Here is an 18,106-nt window from a genome sequence, read left to right as displayed (position 1 = left end):
CGGAATAACGTCCACTGCTTCCGTTAGATCCAAGAACAACCCGTAGCATCCATGAACAACCCGCATAGGTGGCGGTTTTTCAGGATCGTTCTATCCGTTCTCATGAAAGAAGCCGATTCGGATCTTGATCCGGTCGGCTTCATACATTTTCCCCCTATTTTCCTATTACTTATGCTACAATGTTGTAGGCGCCTTGATTGCGCTATCATCAAAGCAGAATTGCAGGTGCGGAAAGTGGAAATAAGAGAGCGCAGTTCCAAGGCGAGGCTCTATAAGTTCGGAATGATCATGAGTCCCCGCGTATGGCTTAACGCCCGCGTCGATCTGGGGGCTACTTGCTTATTCAGTCTGTTCAATGTCGTGATCAATCAGTTTTACCTTCCGTTTGCGCTTCAGCATGGAGCGACGAATACCCAGGTCGGCCTGCTTGCCGCCGCGCCCGCGGTCGGACTTATCTTCTCGCCGTTGTGGGCGAGCTGGATCGAGAAGACGGACAGGCCCAAGCCGTTCGTCATCATGCCTAATCTGATCGGCCGCTTTCTTATTCTGCTGCCGGCGCTGTTTCCGCACCCGACCGTCTATGTCGCGACGATGTTCCTGTTTCAAATGCTGATGGGCATACAAGCGCCCGCATACGCGACGCTCGTCTCCCGCATGTATCCGCCGGATCTGCGCGGAAGACTGATGGGTTATATCCGCATGGCAATGGGGCTCATCATGATCCCGCTCGCTTATATTGTCGGCCTGTGGGCGGACGCATTCGGAACGTCAGGGCCGCTTATTGCAGCCTCTGCAGCCGGTATCGCTTCCATTTTGTTGTTCAACACGATGCGGCTTCGCAAGACGCGTCCCAAAATCGCAACAAAGGCAACCTTCAGCTTCAAGGAGCAGTGGAGCCTTGTCCGCGGCAACCGGACGCTGGCCGTGTTTCTGACCGCAACGACGTTTGCCGGGTTCGGCAATATGCTGGCCAGTCCCATTTACCAAATAATCCAGGTCGATGTGCTGCAGCTGACGAATCTGCAGATCGGTTATGCGCGTATCGCCTATTACATCGGATTGCTGCTGACTTTTCTGATCGCCGGGAGGATGCTCGACCGGTTCGACATTAAATATACGCTGATGTGCGGAATTGGAGCTTATGCCATCGTACCGGCGCTTTATGGCTTATGGGGCAGCTACCCCGCCGTTATAATCGGCAACGGGATTCAGGGGATCGGCGAGGCGATATGGGATATCGGCATTTTGGCCTTTGTGTTCCGGCTCGTTCCGGGCCGCGAAGCCGTTGTATTCGGCCTGCATCTGATGCTGTTCGGTATTCGCGGCTCGATCGGGCCGATCCTTAGTACGTCGCTGTCCAGCAGCGTTTCCTTGACGGTTATTCTTATGATCGCGGCGGCTTGCGCTTTGGCCGGGACGCTGCTGTTCATCGCAGGCAGCAGGCAAAGGCAGGTAAGCGGGCCGAGTGCAGGCGCTTCCGCCAAAGTTTCGCTACTCCGCCGCTTTCGGAGCTGAAGGCCCGGTCGGATCGGAGGGATCATCACCTGAGCCGGACTCTACGAATTTTTGCAAAGCGGCCATCTTGTTATCCCAATAGCGGTCATAATAGGAAAGCCACCGCCGAAGCTCCTGCAGCGGTTCCGTTTCCATCCTGTAGCGCCGTTCGCGGCCGATTTTCCGCTCTTTGACGAGCCCCGCCTCGGCAAGAATGTTCAAATGCTTGGAGACGGCCGTGCGGCTCATCGGAAAATGGCCGCTGATGACGGTGACGGGAAGCTCCTGATCGGCAAGCAGCTGCAGCAGCCGGCGCCGGGTAGGATCGGCGATCGCTTGAAACACATCATGCTTCGGAGCGGAGCTCATACGCCTTACGCCTCGACGAATGCGCCAAGCTTGGTCACAAGTCCGGCCCAGCCTTGATTCATGCGGTCGCGTACAATCGCGTGCGATTCGCCGGCTTCCGTCACGGAGGCGGCATTCCATCCGGAATGAATGAGCGTAAACTCGGTTTGATCGCCGAGCGCCTTCAATTCAAACGTAAGCGTCCAATCTTTGCCCCAACGGAACGATAAGCGGTTAGGCGGATCGAGCTCCGTTACTTTGCAGGGGGACATGCCGAACGGTCCGGCGTTCAGATGAAATTCATAGCCCGGCTCGGGCTGAAAATCATTGGGCATAAACCAGATGGCTATTCCTTCCGATGTCGCAACGGCGTCCCATACTTTGCCGATGGGCGCCTTGAAAATTTGAGTTTTCCGAATATCCGGCAGTGCTTCCTGCGTACGATTTTCCATGCCTTATCCCTCCACCACGTTAATCTTCATTAGTAAATTTCCTGCGCATTCAAAGATGAGCGGCCGTACTTGTTATGCCTAAAATGAAACCAAATGGTTTCGTATTGGATTATACGATACGGCTGACCGGAGTGTCAAACGGCTGTGTCCGATATAAAAATAATGTTAGAATAGGCGAGGATTCCCGTTGTTATCGTTTCAACCGCTACTTATCCTGAGTTAGTTGGATAATCAAGCAATTTAATCTTTATGTTTTCAAGAAGAAGAAGAGAGTTGTATACTATATTTTAGCAATTACTTTGCTAACCCTTTGCGGAGCTAATTTGTTAGTCAAATTTTGAAAGCCGAGGAGAGACGATTGAACAATACGATTAAAGATATTGCCTTAGCGGCAGGTGTTTCAAAATCAACGGTCTCACGGGTTATATCGGGAAAAGGATATGCCAGCAAAGAAACATATGCTAAAGTATTAAACGCTATCAAGGAGCTTAACTATAAACCGAACGGTGTCGCAAGGGCAATGGTTTCGCAGCGTACAAATACGATTGGGGTCATCATCTATCGCCAATATCATCCCATTGCATCCCATCCTTTTTACGGGAAAATACTGGATGCCATATTAATGAAAGCGGAAAGCATGAATGTTTCTGTCTTTGTGACAACCGACATGGAAATGTCGTTAAGCTCTGCGGATTTTATGTTTGAAAAAAGAGTCGACGGGCTGATTTTGATCAGTCGTTTAAATCAGGAAATTATCAGACATATCGATGAATCTCAAGTGCCTTATGTCATGGTTAACGGAACGACGGATAAAGAGGACATTATTCAGCTTGTGAATCAAGATTTACAAGGCGGCAGAATGATGGCAGACCATATCTACGAATTGGGTCACCGTAATGTTTGCGTCATTGCGGGTCCTCAGAAACACCGAAGTCACCAATTGCGATACCGGGGGTTTTGCGAAAGAATGAGCGAATTGGGATGCGAAGTCCAACCTGGTATGACTTATTTTTCGCCTACCTCAATGTTTGCCGACGGTTACAAGGGTCTGACCCAGAGCTTGGAGCAATTCTCAAACAGGAAACCAACGGCCTTATTTGCCACCAATGACATGTTGGCGCTTGGCGCCACGAAGGCTTTATTGGAAAAAGGGGTCCGAATTCCCGATCAAATGGCTGTCGCCGGCTTCGACAACATCGATTATTCTGAGATGGCATACCCTCCTTTGACGACGGTTCATGTGGACAAGTTAAGAATGGGCGAAGATGCAGTTACATTACTTGGACAGTTAATCAATAACGAACATGTAAAGCCGAGACTTATCGAATACGAGCAGCGGTTAATCGTTCGCGAATCTACAAAGGGATATAATAGATGATGGTTATTTACTTAACCTTAAAATAGAGTTTATATCCCGCTAACATTTCAGACCTAATATTAATGTGTGAAACAAAAGAAAGATAAGCGCTAAGCACAGAATGTGGGAACGTTCCCCGATTGCGTTGTTTAACAAGCGACTGACAATATTTATTTTTGCATAATGTGGTACCGTTCCCACAATTTCGTCACGTTTATTCTGAATAAATTCATTTGAAAAGAGCCAATTCCCGTTCGCAATATAAAGCTTGAGCCAAAGCTGATCGTTCGGCAATTGGCAAATGCAAAAAAATTGGATTGAAGGAGCAGGTCTGCTGAAATGAATTGGTACTTAAAAGCTATAGGTCCCCGGAAAATTGTCGAATTCATCATCCTCGTTGTATTTGTAATTTTCTTCCTAGGACCGTTGTTGAACCTGGCCATTCTGGCATTTACCGGCAAATGGAACTACCCTGACGTGCTTCCGCAGGAGTGGTCGTTGAAATGGTGGACGTTTGTGTTTCAACAAGAGGATGTCGCCAAATCGATTGGTTTGTCCTTTATTATCGCTTTCATAGTGACAGGACTATCGATTATTCTCTGTATTCCGGCCGCCTATGCGTTTGCCCGGATTCGTTTCCCGCTAAGCCGCTTCTTTTTGTTCTCGTTTCTGCTCACACACGCCTTTCCGAAAATGGGGCTGTATGTAACAATTGCGGTTTTGTTTTACAAGCTGAACTTAATGAACACGATGGTTGGGGTCGTGTTGATTCATATGATCAACGTGCTCATGTATATGACCTGGATTCCAACGGCAGCCTTCCGCAATGTTCATACGGCTCAGGAAGAGTCGGCAAGGGATGTGGGTGCGAGTCCGTTCCGAGTATTCCGCAGCATCACGCTTCCGATGGCGATGCCGGGCATTTTTGTCGCTTCGATATTTACTTTCCTGAATTCGCTCGATGAGGCGCAGGGCACATTTCTTGTCGGTATCCCCAATTATAAAACGATGCCGATCATCATGTACTCGATCATCGCCGATTATCCTGCATATGCCGGGGCAGTATTTTCAATCATTTTAACGGCGCCTACGATCATTCTGCTGCTCGCCGCAAAGCGATTTGTCAGCGCGGATATTATGGCCAGCGGATTCCAAATCAAATGACGGCAATATCGATAGAAAAAAAGGGGGCCAATATGGGCATTCAACTTTCCATTCAACAGCTGGCGAAGCGCTATAAAACGGGGGAGGGTGTAACAGGCATCAACCTCGATGTAAAGAAAGGGGAACTGATTACGCTGCTTGGTCCGTCCGGCTGCGGCAAAACGACAGTGCTGCGCAGCATTGGCGGGTTTCTCGAACCGGATTCCGGGGATATTCTCATTGAAGGCAAAAGCGTTATTAAGGTTCCCCCGGAAAAACGCCCAACTTCCATGGTGTTCCAAGGCTACAACCTTTGGCCGCATATGACCGTTTACGAAAATTTGGCGTTCGGCTTAAAAATACGAAAGATGAAGAAGGCTGAGATGGAAAAAGCGATATCCGAGGTGCTGAAGCTCGTCCGTTTGCCTGGGGCGGAGCGCAAATATCCGACTCAGCTGTCCGGAGGCCAGCAGCAGCGGATCGCAGTTGCCAGATCGCTGCTGCTGAAACCGGCCGTCTTGCTGCTGGACGAGCCCTTTTCCGCACTCGATGCCAAGCTTCGGCACGAGATGAGAGAAGAGCTGCGGGAGATCCAGGCGAGTACCGGCCTGACGATGGTGTTTGTAACCCATGATCAGGAGGAGGCGCTGTCGATTTCCGATCGCATCGTCGTCATGAACCATGGAAACATCGAGCAGATTGCCTCCCCGCAACATATTTACGATGAACCCGAAACGCTCTTCGTAGCGCAATTTATCGGTAAAATGAACTTTATTAAGGGGGTGGTAGCATCCGATCGGGTGATCGTGGGACAACTAACATTCCCCAATTCCAAACGGCTTACAGGGAACATAAAACTGGCGGTCCGCCCTGAGGATGTAATCGTAAACGGCAAAGAGAAACAAGGTCTTCCAGGTACGATCAGTCAAATTATGGTGCTGGGTCATTACGCTGAAGTGTCCATCCACTTGCAGGAGCATGGAACCATTCGGTCATTTCAGCCGCGCGATTTTGTCAAAGAGCTTCATAAAGGCCAAGAAGTAAGTATCAGCTTTGCAAAAGCATTAACTTTCCCGGAATCCCAAACATGATCAAGGAGGAATTTCAATATGTTCAGCAAGAAAACAGCCATTATGCTTACAACCCTTTTTACCGTCACAGGCGCTATTTTATCCGGCTGCGGCAGCAGCAATGCACCTGCAGAATCAGCAAATTCAAGTTCCGCTAACGCAACCGCGTCTGCGAAGCCGACGGAGATTTCTCTTTATGTGACAAGCTCGCAAAACGTGAAGGATTTCTGGAATACGGTCATCCCGAAATTCGAGGAGCAAGTCCCGGATGTGAAAGTTAATTTGGTATTCACTGCTTCAGGTACAGGAGCTCAACCCACTTATGACCGCATTGTTGCGGCCAAACAAGCGAATAAAGGCTCCGGAGATATCGATATCTATGAAGATGCTCTGAGTGCTGTGACGCGCGGCCAAAATGACGGCTTGTGGGATACATTAAGCACCGATAAAATTCCGAATTTGAGCAAAGTAGATGCTGCGACGATGAAGGATGTCGCGAATATGGCGGTTCCGTATCGCGCCTCTGCCGTAGTACTGGCTTATAACAGCGACAAAGTGAAGACTCCTCCGGCCAATCTGGATGAATTGTACGCCTGGATCAAGGCGAATCCGCAAAGATTCGCTTATAACGATCCGTCCACCGGCGGTTCCGGAAACTCTTTTGTAACGACGTCTCTCTATAAAACGTTGCCTGCCGATGCGTTTCATAATTCCGATCCAAGCATGGTGAAGCAATGGGATCCAGGCATTGCAACATTGAAGGAACTTGGAAAATATGTGTACGGCAATGGCGTTTACCCGAAGAAAAATCAAGGAACGCTCGATTTGCTGGCCAGCGGCGAAGTTGACATGATTCCGGCATGGTCCGATATGGTTCTTGATCAAGTATCCAAAGGCCAGTTGCCGAATTCGATCAAAATGGCCCAAATCACCCCGGGATTTAACGGTGGTCCCGCCTTTTTGATGGTGAACCAGCTGTCGACGAAGAAAGAAGCGGTCTATAAATTCCTGAACTATGTGCTGTCTCCGGAAGCGCAATCCGTTGTCGTCAACAGCTTGCACGGCTTCCCGGGCATTCAGATTTCGAATATGCCGCAAGATGTGCAGGACGCCTTAAAAAGCACAGCATCCGGATACCGCACGTTCAATATCGGCGCGCTGGACAAAGAAGTGAACAAACGCTGGCAAAGTGAAGTCGCTGCCCAATGAGCAAGCAGGTGAAAAGGGGGATACTGGGGTTACTTATGGTATTCCCCTCTTTTTTGTTGCTGGTCGTCATCGTCGTTATTCCGATCATCATTTCTTTTAAAGAAAGCTTGACCAACAAGACCGGCGGCTACGATTTGTCCAATTATGCCTATTTATTTACCGATAAGCTGATGCGGTCAAACATCCTGTTCACTTTGAAAGTAACAATCATTTCCGTCATCCTTGTTCTGATCATCAGCTATGCGCTGGCCGCTTATATGAGATTCCATAACGGCATTGTGGCGAAAATAATCCGTGAAACCTACATGATCCCGATCTTTATCCCGTCCGTGATCGCAACATACGGATTGATCCAGCTGCTGGGCAACCACGGTTGGTTGGCCCGCCTTTTGCTCATGGCTCATGCGGGGCCGTTGCCGCGCATCATTTTCGACATGAAGGGAATTATTATCGCCAATTTATGGTTTAATATTCCTTTTACGACGATGCTGCTCAGTTCCGCTTTAGCCGGGGTGCCGAACTCGATTATCGAAAGCGCGAAGGACGTCGGGGCCGGCGGCTTGCGAATATTTTTCCGGTTCGTGCTGCCCCTTACCTACAGAACGATGCTCGTGGCTGTCACGTTTGTATTTATGGGGATCATCGGTTCATTTACGGCCCCGTTTCTTATCGGCGCCAATGCGCCGCAAATGCTGGGCGTGTCCATGGAGCAAATTTTCGGCGTCTTCCAAGATAGACAACTGGCTGCGGCGGTCGCTTTCTTTACGTTCATTCTATGCTCCGCGATGGGGTATTTCTATATCCACAGCATGATCAAAGAAGAGAACGCAAAGCTATCATGAGCCTAAGAATCAATGGACTGGTGTACAACTTCCATCTTCAGCGATCACCGATTTAGCGATTTAATTTTCGTCGCTGTTCATTCTTGTACAATGGACGAGAAGCAGTCGGCCTTCGATTGGCGTGCCCAAGATGTAAATCAAAAGACAAACATTGAAGGTGAATTGAATTGAACGAACAAGATTTGAACGAACAGCTGCTTCAATCGGCCATAGAATATGCCAAGAAAGCGGGACAATATATACGCGAACATGAGCTGAACATGGGACATATCGAACAAAAGAAGAATGCTTCCGACTTGGTTACGGATGTGGACAAGGGAAGCGAGGCGTTAATCAAACGAATCATCGAACAGGAATATGAAGATCACTGGATATTATCCGAAGAAGACACGGGTCGATCGAATTCTTATGAAGCACTGTTATCGAAAGGATCCGGCTATGGCTGGATCATTGATCCGATTGACGGAACGACCAATTTCATTCACGGCATTCCTCATTATGCTGTCTCCATCGGGGTGGTCAAGGATTGGAAACCGATCATTGGGGTAGTATACAATCCGTTAACTGATGAATTGTTTTATGCATCCCTGAACCTCGGGGCATTCCGAAATGGAAGTCCTCTTCGGGTTGGAAATGAACAGACGGTCGACGATGCGCTTCTCGCTACAGGATTTCAAGCTACTGATTGGAAGCGGGGTTCGCAATTAGTGCAAGAGATCGATCGGTTCACAGGAAGCTGCAGAAATGTGCGTTTGATTGGGGCGGCCAGCCTAGATCTTTGCTGGATTGCAATGGGGCGTCTGACCGGCTTTTGGCATGGAGGGTTACACCCGTGGGATACGGCGGCCGGCGTTCTGATCTTAAGTGAAGCGGGCGGGGCAGTAACGACAAGGAATGGGACTCCTTATCAATTACATCATGATACCTTGGTAGCTTCTAATGGAAAGGTCCATAATGAGCTGTTAGAACTCTTGAGAAAGGAATGAGAAGCTATGTTTCATATTTATAGACATGAGTTTTCTTATGCACAAAAGGAATTGATCCAATTTGTATCGAATGGAAAAATCTCAGAGACGGACTATTTTCGCATAGCCATCGACCAGCTGGAGCTGCTGAAAAAAGCGGATCCGGACAATCTTTTCTATACGGCTTGGCAGGCGGAATACCTCCATCTGGATGGGAACTTGCGCCGCGCGGCTGAACAGTATCGCCGTGTGCTGGATCAAGATCCGCTGCAGCCGCTCACTCCGGACGAGGAAAGACGGATCAAAAAATTTTGTCCCGAGTTACGTGTAAATCCGAGAGAGTGCTTTCCATTAAAAGATGTCGTGGCGGTGCATCATCCGGAACAGCCCTTGATTGGCTATCACCTGTTCTGGGAGGACGATTTCGATTTTCCCGATGATGGCGAGCCCTGCGATCATGAAGAGATTTGGGTAGAGTATGACCGCGAAGAAGAGACGGTAACTCGAGTCATGACGTTCTTCCACAGCAGAGTCATCCAATCGGATGCTGCCGTAGAGGAAGCGAGGAATAATCAACAACGTCCGATTGTACGAGTTGAATGGGGAAAACACGGTTCTTTGCTCAAAGGCTGGGAGTCCATGACGGAAACCTTGACAAATGTAACCTTACTGGAATGGATGAAGCAAACCTACGAGCATGTCAAATCCGGGGGAAGAGTGCCTGAGCACCCGTTAAAGCGGTTTTGGCCGAAAGGATTTGAAGGCACTTTTGATCAATACCTTGAATTTCCCGATGTCGTAGACCCGCTTGATTGGCTTGAGAAGAAACCGCTTATGTTTAAAACCCGCTGGGTCAACTCCGTTATCTGTACGCATGGCCTGCTCTATAATTTTCATCCCAAGATGGAGTGGCCGGAACGATATTGGAATATATCGCGCAACAAGGAGAACTCCTGATGGCCGGACGCTTCCCGTTCATCACCGCTCACACCGGGTGTATGAAAACGCCGGATAATACGCTCCTCTCTGTGGAAGCAGGGATTCGAGCCGGGGCGGATATCATCGAAGACGACATCCGTGTTACGAAGGATAGAATACCTGTTCTTGCGCACGATGATGCGATTTATACGGTTGACGGCGGGGAATATCTTATCTCCAAACACGATTTCAAAGAATTATCGGAGCTTGAAATCAAAGCTCATGGAAATGACGGCCGACTTCACGGGCTCTGTAAATTGGAAGATATGTTGAAGCTTCTTCAGGCTTCCGACAAAATGGCCAATTTAGACTTGAAAACCGACGACAGTATTGAAGCGTCTGCATATTTGGTGACTCAGTATGGAATGCTGGATCAGGTTATTTTGTCCGGGTGTGAGAAAGAGCGGGCTTTATTGGTAAATCGATTCCGCCCTGAGCTGAAGAAGCTCTTAAATGCCAACGCCGATTTGTTCCTTGCTTTGGATTATAAGGAGGCAGTCATCGCCACGTGTGAAGAGGCAATGGCCGCTTCTTGCTTGGGGATCAACATCCATTATCGGTTTGTCAGCTCGGAATTGCTCGAATACGCAGCTTCACGAGGTCTTCCTGTCTGTGTGTGGACAGTAGACGACAGGGAAGGGATGAAGACCTTTATCGGGAAGGGAGTATATTCCATCACGACCCGGAATGTGTCCGTATTGGCCGAGCTTAAACATAGTCTGGGATCATGATAAAGATCTGAAAATCAGGTACTATCAAAGCGTTTTTGGCGGCGAGATTGCGATTCTGCGCAAGCAAGGGGAAGAGGTGCTTAACGCGGACCTGCATGAAAGGGGGCAACCCTTAAGTTTGCCGATACTCAGGTGGCAAAGCCGGTACTGAAAGGCGATTACGTGAGAGTCTTCTTGAGAATCGACGGAGGAAGCGTTCCGAAGGACCTACGAAGAATTTGCGGCCGGCGGGACATTAATTCGGAAGTGTACGAAGCTGCGTTTAAACGGACTGCTGGACATCGTTACCGACCGAAACGGCGTGTGTTGGGTGCTGTCCTATTCTCGAACTTAATGATGAGAAATCGTGATGCGGAGTCGTCCTATCGGGGCGACTCTTTGCTAGGATGGGCAATGTGCTGAAATATGGAAATTGTGAAAATAGCTAAGAATCGGCAGCCTCGTTGTGCCTAAACGGGCAGAGTAACCTTTTTGTCTGTGCTGGGCTCCGAGATAGTTGTCAGAACTGCATACGAAGTGTGAAACTTCAATAAGTGTCAATAGGATGGAAACGAACGATCAAAAAATGTATACTGAGCTCTTACTACGGCGCGGATTTCCAGTTCCCCCGGTTGGATCGGAGTCGGAATGGCTGCGCCTTCTGTCAGCAGCGAGGCTTGAAAAGGTATCGGCGGTTCTATAAACCGGGTTTCCTCCGTTATTTTTACAGGGGTTCTAACCAGCGTTGCGCCTAACGTTCTTGCAATGGTGTTGGCTTTGTTTCCGGCATTTTGAATGGCAGTCGACAGAGCCTGGTTGTAGTATATTTCGGAATTTGCAATTGTGAATCGTATGCTTGAGACGAAATTCGCTCCGCTATTGACAGCCGTATCGACAACAAGCCCCGTCTGCTCAACACGATCTATCGTGATCTGAAGCAGATGCGTAACCTGGTAGCCTCTAAAAATTTGAGTTCCATCCTCATAATTGTACTGTATTTCGATTCTGTAAGTGACCGTTTGAATCTGTTCTCTCGGAATGTTTAGTCTTAACAAAGCGTTAATTACATTTGTTACGGCGGAGGCATTTTCACTTTGGGCGGTGGAGAGACTCGGGCTTTCCGTTATTACGCCCAGAACTATAATGGCTTTGTTCGGAGCCGCTGAAACGGTTCCTTCCCCTGTAACCTCAATCGATGGTCGGTTACTGTGAGAAAAGAGAGGAGCCGTCATAGCGGGTGAAGATAACGGATGAGAATAATACATAAGCGCAACAACCTTTCCCATTCATTGTATAGAAATTGTATTAACGACCTGGCGCGATCATTCCATGCCGTTGTGGATCGAGTGGGCAGGATAACTTAACCATAGGGTTAGAAAAAGAGGAAGGATTATAATTCAATACATGGTATAATGTAGGAAAGTAAGTTTGGATGTATCGATCCTGGCAACCTCGTTACGCTACGGCAGTAAATAAAATGTGCTCTGATATAACAATCAATGTACTTGATGGAGTGATTTTAGTTGGGGGAAGCAGTAGTCATAAATATTATTTTTTATGTTATTGGGCTATTCATTTTATATGAGATAATTATCGCAGCGGTTAGAAAGGGAATTGAAAGTTCTGAAATTGTGACTAGGCTAGAGTTTCAAGCTGAACAAAATGAAAAAATCATTGAACTTTTGTCAGAAATTAAAAAAGGTCAAGAAAAACAATGAAGAATTTGTTTTCGTAACGGAATTCCATCGTGAAAAGCGGTTGCTTCGGCAGCCGTCTTTTTGTATTTCCTCTGCACTACGAATTGGCAGGAATGTTGAACAGTTATAAATACAAGGGCTAATTTAAACTTTGATAAATGAAGGGGTAAGTGAATGCGAAAATATTTAACCATAACGATAATATTAATGGTAACAACTTTATTATATGCTTGTGGAACAAAAACATATGAAGAAGCTTTTCGTGATGCTCATCCTAGTGCCGAAATATTACACGAAATAAAGATACAAAAAGGAATTGTTATCTTGTACAGGGAAAAACAAAGTGTTGGTGCCGCCCAGCTATCGCCAGAAGGTAATAGATGGAATGTAGTAAGTTCTAACAACATCGTCGATAATGATTCAATTTCATTTGGTCTAATCAATAAAGGAGCAGATGACGAAATTTTGTTTGGGCGAATCAATGACGGAGAAATTGCGAAAGTGCAATTACAGAAAGAGTACGGCGAGGTTATTGAAGCCACAATACTTGAACCCAAAAAATCTATTTGGTATTTGCAATGGGAATATGATAATGCTGAATTGATTGGTCTTTCTAAAGATGGTGCGATACTATACCAGTCCACTTTTCGCAAGTAATGAAAGAACCTTTTTAAACTCAAACGTAGAAGCTTTGTTGGACAACGGGAAGAATAGTGTAACATTTCCTCTTTTTTTAACGTCCTTGATTTTGGAGGAAAAAAGGGGGGGCCTATAGTGAAAAAATCATTATTAACATTGATGGCAATCTGCCTTGTTATTGTGGGATGTCAAACAGTTAGCTCAACTCATGAGAAAATACTTTCTTCAGCTCAAATTTTAGACTTATTTGAGAAACCCGGGATTCAGTTAACGGAGCCCACAGGATTGCACCCGGAAAACGTATTTTTAAGGACTTTAAACGAGGTCTCACCTCAAGCTTTCACTATTAATGAAGGTCAGTTAATCAGCATTTACGTCTACCCCTCCAGTCGTGAGGCTAAAAAGGGAATTAAGGATTTCGAAGAAAAAACAGCGGCAGCATCAGTCGTTCCGCACAATAGATACCAGGTCGCGAATGTATTATTATTTTATGTCACAGAAGGTTCGCCTGACGACAAGCGAATCGAATTGGTTGTCGAGGAAATGAGGTCTCTTACGAATTTGAATTAGCGAATTAAGCGAAATGCGGTATTGGCTTAATGGGCAGGATAATTCGGTTGAAAATATTAAAGGCCTCATTGGGTGCTCAACAACAAAAAAAGAGTATTAGGACATGATTTAAGAGAGGGTAAGTTAATCTTACCCTTTTTCATATATATCCTCGCTCGATTAACGTTTATCGCCATTACAGACTTGCGACAACCGCCCCGATAATCGTTAACACTCCGCCGCTTAACGATACCCAAGAAACGTGCTCGCCCAGCAGCAGGACGCCGAATACGACTGTCCATACGGGCAGCAGGTTAATGTACGGCGCTGCGCGGCCGGCTCCGACCGCTTTCACGCCGGCGGTCCATGCCAAATAAGCGCCTACGGATGCGAGCGTGCTGACATATGCGAGGCAGAGCCATGCCGTGCCGGTCATATGAATCATCTCCGGCTTCACCGTGCCGATGCAGCTGAGTGCGCTGAACAACGTTCCATACAGCGCTGCACCGGCGGTCATCGTCAACGGATCGATCGTTTTACCGAAGCGTTTGCCGAAAACGGTGTACAGTCCCCATGCGACACATGAGAGCATAATTTCGATATCACCGACAAACGAAGCATGGGAAGCCGAACCGCTTTTGCCTTGAAAAAGAACGATGACTCCCGCAATGGAGAGGAAAGCTCCGAGCCATGATTTTCCCCGGATTTGCTCCTTCAGCACAAGCGGTGTGAACAACAAAATCGCAATCGGTATCCCGGCCGATATCATGCCGGCTTGGGATGCGCTTATACTTCTCAGTCCAAGGTACGTTAACATGGAAAAAGCGAAGGTGCCCAAAAAGCCAAGCAGCATCAATTCCTTCCATTTCGCAAAGACCGGCAGCCGTTTCTTATTCAGAGCGAGCAGACCAGCCAGCAGAACGGTCGATATGCCCCACCGGACGGTGTTCAGCAAAGTAGGCGGAAGTGCATCGGCCAAATACCGGCCGCAGATGTAATTGCCGCCCCATAAAATCGTTGCAATAACTAGTAGTGCAATTCCACGCTTCATCCAGGTTCGAAATCCTCTCGGTTGAATTGTTAGGCCAAAATGTAGAGCAGCTTCTCTGGTTTACCGCCGGTGTCGGCCGGGGACAGCGTCCATGTCGTCTCGCGATACCCGTTTTTCCGCACGGCGGAAAGCGGCCGTTCCATAGGATCGAACTGGACCGAATGCTCATAAAGGAAATAAGGGTGGATATCTTCCTCACCTTCCGGCACAGCGGCTCCAGAGACATTTTTGGAACGAATCGTAACCGTCTTCTTTTTCGGATCGTACGTATAAAATTTGGGCACGAAGGCGGCAGCGCCGTTCGCCGGACCTTCGCCGCTGCCCGATTGCTCTAAGCGCCGGATCGTTTCCGTAGACATAAGCTTGTCGCCCGTCAGCGTATACAGCTTGTCCGACTGATTCCAGCGGCTTTGGATGCCGAGACCGGCAGTCAGCGTTCCCAGCGGGATGAACATCGAATCTCGGTAGTAGACGGGAACCGTATCCATAATAGACGTTTTGCCGTTCACGGTCAACGTTTTGGAGCCGCTGCGGTACGCGACCTGCTTCCCGTCCATTGCGATGACGGCCGTCTTGTCAGCGGCGTTATAGGTGACTTTGGCGCCCAGCAGCTCGCTGATGGAGCGAAGCGGAATCATGAAGCGGTTATGATGATCGATATAAGGCGCTTGCGGAGACGTATACAGGACGTAATAGCCGTTCACTTTGAGCAGCACGGGCGTTTCCGCCGGGGCGTCGGCATACGCCGATTGCGAATGAAGGGGCGCAGCGCCAAGCAGTGCTGCAGCCGCACAGACGGACAGCGTCATTTTTTTTATCTTCATCAAAAACACCTCCGTTTAAGCTGTCGTTCCTAATGCCGCAGAAGACGCGTCAATTCGCATCCGGAGTTGACCGATGCAGCTTCTGCGGCCAGCTGCGGAGCGCAGGGAGGACTTCCGCTATAATTTACGCCTCTGATTTATGCCAAAAGAGATTGATGAAACCGGTCGATAATATCGGACACAACGCTGCTTTGAACGGGCTTGCTGATGTATTCATCCATGCCGGCGGCCAGACATGTTTCGCGGTCGCCTTTAAGCGCCTTTGCGGTGACCGCTACAATGAACGGGCGTTTATCCGCCGGCAGCGTGTCCCGCAGCGCTTTGACCGCTTCCAGCCCGTTCATGACCGGCATATGAATGTCCATAAAGATCATGTCAAACGGCCTGGTTGCCGCCGCCCGGACAACCTCCGTACCGTTTTCAGCGAGACTTACCGAATGACCGAGCTTTTGCACCATTTTTTTCAGCACAATCTGGTTGATTTCGTTATCTTCGGCGATGAGAATGTTGAGGCGTTTCGGAAACGGCTCAGAATCGTGATGCCGATCCTGCAGATGGGCTCTTTCCATCCGTTTGCTCTGGAAGCTAGCCGTGAATACGAACACCGCCCCGGGACCGTCCGTCTGTTCAATCCAGATGGTTCCGCCCATCAGTTCCACCAGCTTCTTGCTGATCGCGAGCCCGAGTCCGCTTCCTTCCGTTCGGCGGGTCATATAATGATCCAATTGATAAAAAGGTTCAAACAGCTGGCTTTGCTTCTCGGCCGGAATGCCGATACCGGTATCCCGGACCCTAAACCGCAGCTCCGCCTTGCCTTGCGCATCCGAATCGACGTCCACCGCGACGTCGACGCCGCCGCTGAAGGTAAACTTGACGGCGTTGCCGATCAAATTCATCAGCACTTGTCTAAGTCGCTGCGAATCCCCGACTAATGGACTTGGAACATCCGGACTGACCGTCACCTTCAGATTCAGGTTTTTTTCAATTGCTCTCGGCAAAAAGATTTTCAGCGCTTCGGCAACAAGTTCCTTTACACAGAACGGCTCTTCCATTAACTCCGTCTTGCCCGATTCAATCTTGGAGAAGTCCAAAATGTCGTTAATAATTTTCAGCAGCGAATTGCCGCTCTTTTGAATCATTTCGACGTACTCTCTCTGCTCGCTGTCCAGATCGGTCGTCAGCAGCAGATCGGTGATGCCGATTACTCCGTTCATCGGCGTGCGGATCTCATGGCTCATCATCGCCAGAAACTCGCTTTTGGCCTGATTCGTCTTTTCGGCCGCTTCTTTGGCGATCATCAGCTGTTTCTGATCGGTAATGTCCTTGGCAATGATATAAAACCCGACGTTCTCCTGATGAATGATAATCGGGGCGATCGACGTCAGCACTTCGACATGATGGCCGTCTTTATGCCGGATTTGATTCATGTTCCGTTCGGCATTCGCATCGTTTATCGAGCCGGAAAGAATGGCGTTCCGGTTATGGACGCCGATCAGCCGGGCGATGTTCATGCCGGACATTTCCCGTACGTTGTATCCGGTCAGCCGCTCGGCCATTTCGTTTGTGTTGATGATTCTGCCCTGCAGATCGAGCGAAATGACGGCGTCGTGATTGTATTTTTTGAGCGACGTATAACGTTCCACACTCTCCTGCAGTTTCATTTCGGCCAGCTTGCGCTCGGTAATATCCTGGGTCGTACCGTTCATTTTGACGGGCACGCCTTCATCGTTAAATGTGACCGATGCGCGGATGTTCAAATACTTGACAGACCCATCGGACTGCAGATGGCGAAATTCGGCACTGAAATTGTGGCCTTTCAATGCCTGATCGATGTTTTCCGAGAACCGCTCCCGGTCGCTTGGATGGATAAGAAACTTCAGGTCGCTTGGTACAGGGGAGTTTTGGTCCAGGTCGAAAATGCGGTAAATTTCTTCGGACAACGAAATTCGATGCTGCTGAATGTCCCATTCCCAGCTGCCAAGCGCTGCAATCCGCTGGGCTTCAGCCAGAAAATCCTCGTATTTCTTCCGCTCCGTAATGTCGCGGCCGATCCCGAGCACCTTTTGGACGTTGCCCTGATCATCGCGTATGATTTTGGTCGTCGTTTCAAACCAAATATAATTTCCGTTTTTATGCCGGACGCGATACGTAAACAGATGCTGATCCGAATGCGTGCCGGATTTGATTCGTTCCAAATCTTCGGGATGGTGGAGCTCAACCGATGTCCGGCCGATCAGCTCCTCCGGCTCGTAGCCGAGCAAATCCCGGACGGAAGGGGAGATGTAGCGGGTGATGCCGTCCGGCGTAATGTACGAAATGATATCGAGTGCGTTATCGGAAATCAAGTGATACAATTGTTCGGTTTCCAGCAGCTTCTGCTCGGTCGCTTTTTTCTCCGAAATATCAATTATATGGGCGATAAAATATAAGGGGGTGCCGTGCGTCTCATCGCGGACGAGAGAAACGTGCAGCGAAGCCCAAATCGTATTTCCGTTTTTGCCGATATAGCGCTTTTCCGTTTCATATAACGAAGACAGCCCTTCCATCATTTCCGTGCGGCGGGTGATGTTCCGCTCCTTATCCTCCGGATGGGTAATATCGGAAAAAGTCAGGGTCATCAGTTCTTCTTGCGAATATCCCAAGATCCGACATAACGCCGGATTCACTTTGATCCACATTCCATCGACCGAAAGCAAAGCGACGCCGATCGGAGCGTGGGTGTACACTTGTTCAAAGAAAACGTTCGGGTCGATCTCGACATTCCGCATGCCAAGCACC

At 48.6% G+C, this 18,106-nt stretch carries 18 protein-coding genes; 12 read left to right on the top strand and 6 right to left on the bottom strand.

What is annotated here, in order from left to right:
* Positions 1–225: 225 nt before the first annotated feature.
* Positions 226–1,515: an MFS transporter gene (locus tag VN24_RS04820; RefSeq protein WP_238590829.1), complete on the top strand. Its 1,290-nt coding sequence runs from the start codon at positions 226–228 to the stop codon at positions 1,513–1,515.
* Here VN24_RS04820 and VN24_RS04815 read toward each other — a convergent pair.
* On the bottom strand, positions 1,492–1,863 hold the full coding sequence (locus VN24_RS04815; protein ID WP_045669488.1) for an ArsR/SmtB family transcription factor: 372 nt from the start codon (positions 1,861–1,863) through the stop codon (positions 1,492–1,494). The genes VN24_RS04820 and VN24_RS04815 overlap by 24 nt on opposite strands.
* A gap of 5 nt (positions 1,864–1,868) precedes the next feature.
* Positions 1,869–2,294, bottom strand: coding sequence for an SRPBCC family protein (locus VN24_RS04810; RefSeq protein WP_045669487.1), 426 nt, complete (start codon positions 2,292–2,294; stop codon positions 1,869–1,871).
* Positions 2,295–2,652: 358 nt separating this feature from the next.
* Here VN24_RS04810 and VN24_RS04805 point away from each other — a divergent pair, with 358 nt between their 5' ends.
* The 8 genes from VN24_RS04805 (at position 2,653) to VN24_RS04770 (ending at position 10,589) form a co-directional block, all read left to right on the top strand.
* Entirely contained in the window at positions 2,653–3,672 is a 1,020-nt protein-coding gene (locus VN24_RS04805; RefSeq protein WP_045669486.1) for a LacI family DNA-binding transcriptional regulator, read from the top strand.
* A 318-nt stretch (positions 3,673–3,990) separates the two neighbouring features.
* Positions 3,991–4,815: an ABC transporter permease gene (locus VN24_RS04800; protein WP_045669485.1), complete on the top strand. Its 825-nt coding sequence runs from the start codon at positions 3,991–3,993 to the stop codon at positions 4,813–4,815.
* Between the two features lie 32 nt (positions 4,816–4,847).
* Positions 4,848–5,885, top strand: a complete 1,038-nt coding sequence (locus tag VN24_RS04795; RefSeq protein ID WP_045669484.1) for an ABC transporter ATP-binding protein — start codon at positions 4,848–4,850, stop codon at positions 5,883–5,885.
* 18 nt (positions 5,886–5,903) lie between these two features.
* Positions 5,904–7,073 carry an extracellular solute-binding protein gene (locus tag VN24_RS04790; protein WP_045669483.1) on the top strand — a complete coding sequence of 390 codons (1,170 nt, stop codon included), beginning with the start codon at positions 5,904–5,906 and terminating at the stop codon, positions 7,071–7,073.
* Positions 7,070–7,915 (top strand): ABC transporter permease, encoded by an 846-nt coding sequence (locus tag VN24_RS04785; protein ID WP_045669482.1) that lies wholly within the window; start codon positions 7,070–7,072, stop codon positions 7,913–7,915. The genes VN24_RS04790 and VN24_RS04785 overlap by 4 nt, the downstream gene beginning before the upstream one ends.
* Positions 7,916–8,082: 167 nt before the next feature.
* Positions 8,083–8,901 (top strand): inositol monophosphatase family protein, encoded by an 819-nt coding sequence (locus VN24_RS04780; protein WP_158453648.1) that lies wholly within the window; start codon positions 8,083–8,085, stop codon positions 8,899–8,901.
* Between the two features lie 6 nt (positions 8,902–8,907).
* Positions 8,908–9,837, top strand: a complete 930-nt coding sequence (locus VN24_RS04775; RefSeq protein ID WP_045669480.1) for a tetratricopeptide repeat protein — start codon at positions 8,908–8,910, stop codon at positions 9,835–9,837.
* Complete coding sequence (locus tag VN24_RS04770; protein WP_045669479.1) at positions 9,837–10,589, top strand: glycerophosphodiester phosphodiesterase; 753 nt, start codon at positions 9,837–9,839, stop codon at positions 10,587–10,589. The genes VN24_RS04775 and VN24_RS04770 overlap by 1 nt, the downstream gene beginning before the upstream one ends.
* 536 nt (positions 10,590–11,125) lie before the next feature.
* Here the strand turns inward: VN24_RS04770 and VN24_RS04765 are convergent.
* On the bottom strand, positions 11,126–11,833 hold the full coding sequence (locus VN24_RS04765) for an SIMPL domain-containing protein (protein WP_238590828.1): 708 nt from the start codon (positions 11,831–11,833) through the stop codon (positions 11,126–11,128).
* A 258-nt stretch (positions 11,834–12,091) separates the two neighbouring features.
* Here VN24_RS04765 and VN24_RS04760 point away from each other — a divergent pair, with 258 nt between their 5' ends.
* From VN24_RS04760 to VN24_RS04750, 3 genes are all read left to right on the top strand, one after another.
* Positions 12,092–12,286 carry a hypothetical protein gene (locus tag VN24_RS04760; protein ID WP_045669478.1) on the top strand — a complete coding sequence of 65 codons (195 nt, stop codon included), beginning with the start codon at positions 12,092–12,094 and terminating at the stop codon, positions 12,284–12,286.
* Between the two features lie 153 nt (positions 12,287–12,439).
* Positions 12,440–12,922: a hypothetical protein gene (locus VN24_RS04755; RefSeq protein WP_045669477.1), complete on the top strand. Its 483-nt coding sequence runs from the start codon at positions 12,440–12,442 to the stop codon at positions 12,920–12,922.
* 117 nt (positions 12,923–13,039) lie between these two features.
* Positions 13,040–13,474: a hypothetical protein gene (locus tag VN24_RS04750; protein ID WP_045669476.1), complete on the top strand. Its 435-nt coding sequence runs from the start codon at positions 13,040–13,042 to the stop codon at positions 13,472–13,474.
* A 175-nt stretch (positions 13,475–13,649) separates the two neighbouring features.
* Here the strand turns inward: VN24_RS04750 and VN24_RS04745 are convergent, their stop codons facing one another.
* The 3 genes from VN24_RS04745 to VN24_RS04735 form a co-directional block, all read right to left on the bottom strand.
* A complete protein-coding gene (locus tag VN24_RS04745; protein WP_045669475.1) occupies positions 13,650–14,504 on the bottom strand; it encodes a DMT family transporter in 855 nt (284 codons plus the stop codon).
* A gap of 29 nt (positions 14,505–14,533) precedes the next feature.
* Positions 14,534–15,328, bottom strand: coding sequence for a copper amine oxidase N-terminal domain-containing protein (locus VN24_RS26185; RefSeq protein WP_052702793.1), 795 nt, complete (start codon positions 15,326–15,328; stop codon positions 14,534–14,536).
* A gap of 137 nt (positions 15,329–15,465) precedes the next feature.
* Positions 15,466–18,096, bottom strand: a complete 2,631-nt coding sequence (locus VN24_RS04735) for a PAS domain S-box protein (protein WP_045669474.1) — start codon at positions 18,094–18,096, stop codon at positions 15,466–15,468.
* Between the last annotated feature and the right edge of the window lie 10 nt (positions 18,097–18,106).

Source organism: Paenibacillus beijingensis (genome assembly GCF_000961095.1).
GTDB classification, from domain to species: Bacteria; Bacillota; Bacilli; order Paenibacillales; family Paenibacillaceae; genus Paenibacillus_O; species Paenibacillus_O beijingensis.
Note: the sequence above shows the minus strand (reverse complement) of the source record. Positions and strands in the feature narration are given on the sequence as shown.

Excerpts from the sequence above, each read along its gene's own strand:
- VN24_RS04815 (WP_045669488.1), bottom strand. The coding sequence starts at position 1,863 with ATGAGCTCCGCTCCGAAGCATGATGTGTTTCAAGCGATCGCCGATCCT.
- VN24_RS04810 (WP_045669487.1), bottom strand. The coding sequence starts at position 2,294 with ATGGAAAATCGTACGCAGGAAGCACTGCCGGATATTCGGAAAACTCAA.
- VN24_RS04800 (WP_045669485.1), top strand. The coding sequence starts at position 3,991 with ATGAATTGGTACTTAAAAGCTATAGGTCCCCGGAAAATTGTCGAATTC.
- VN24_RS04795 (WP_045669484.1), top strand. The coding sequence starts at position 4,848 with ATGGGCATTCAACTTTCCATTCAACAGCTGGCGAAGCGCTATAAAACG.
- VN24_RS04790 (WP_045669483.1), top strand. The coding sequence starts at position 5,904 with ATGTTCAGCAAGAAAACAGCCATTATGCTTACAACCCTTTTTACCGTC.
- VN24_RS04785 (WP_045669482.1), top strand. The coding sequence starts at position 7,070 with ATGAGCAAGCAGGTGAAAAGGGGGATACTGGGGTTACTTATGGTATTC.
- VN24_RS04775 (WP_045669480.1), top strand. The coding sequence starts at position 8,908 with ATGTTTCATATTTATAGACATGAGTTTTCTTATGCACAAAAGGAATTG.
- VN24_RS04770 (WP_045669479.1), top strand. The coding sequence starts at position 9,837 with ATGGCCGGACGCTTCCCGTTCATCACCGCTCACACCGGGTGTATGAAA.
- VN24_RS04765 (WP_238590828.1), bottom strand. The coding sequence starts at position 11,833 with ATGTATTATTCTCATCCGTTATCTTCACCCGCTATGACGGCTCCTCTC.
- VN24_RS04755 (WP_045669477.1), top strand. The coding sequence starts at position 12,440 with ATGCGAAAATATTTAACCATAACGATAATATTAATGGTAACAACTTTA.
- VN24_RS04745 (WP_045669475.1), bottom strand. The coding sequence starts at position 14,504 with ATGAAGCGTGGAATTGCACTACTAGTTATTGCAACGATTTTATGGGGC.
- VN24_RS26185 (WP_052702793.1), bottom strand. The coding sequence starts at position 15,328 with ATGAAGATAAAAAAAATGACGCTGTCCGTCTGTGCGGCTGCAGCACTG.
- VN24_RS04735 (WP_045669474.1), bottom strand. The coding sequence starts at position 18,096 with ATGCGGAATGTCGAGATCGACCCGAACGTTTTCTTTGAACAAGTGTAC.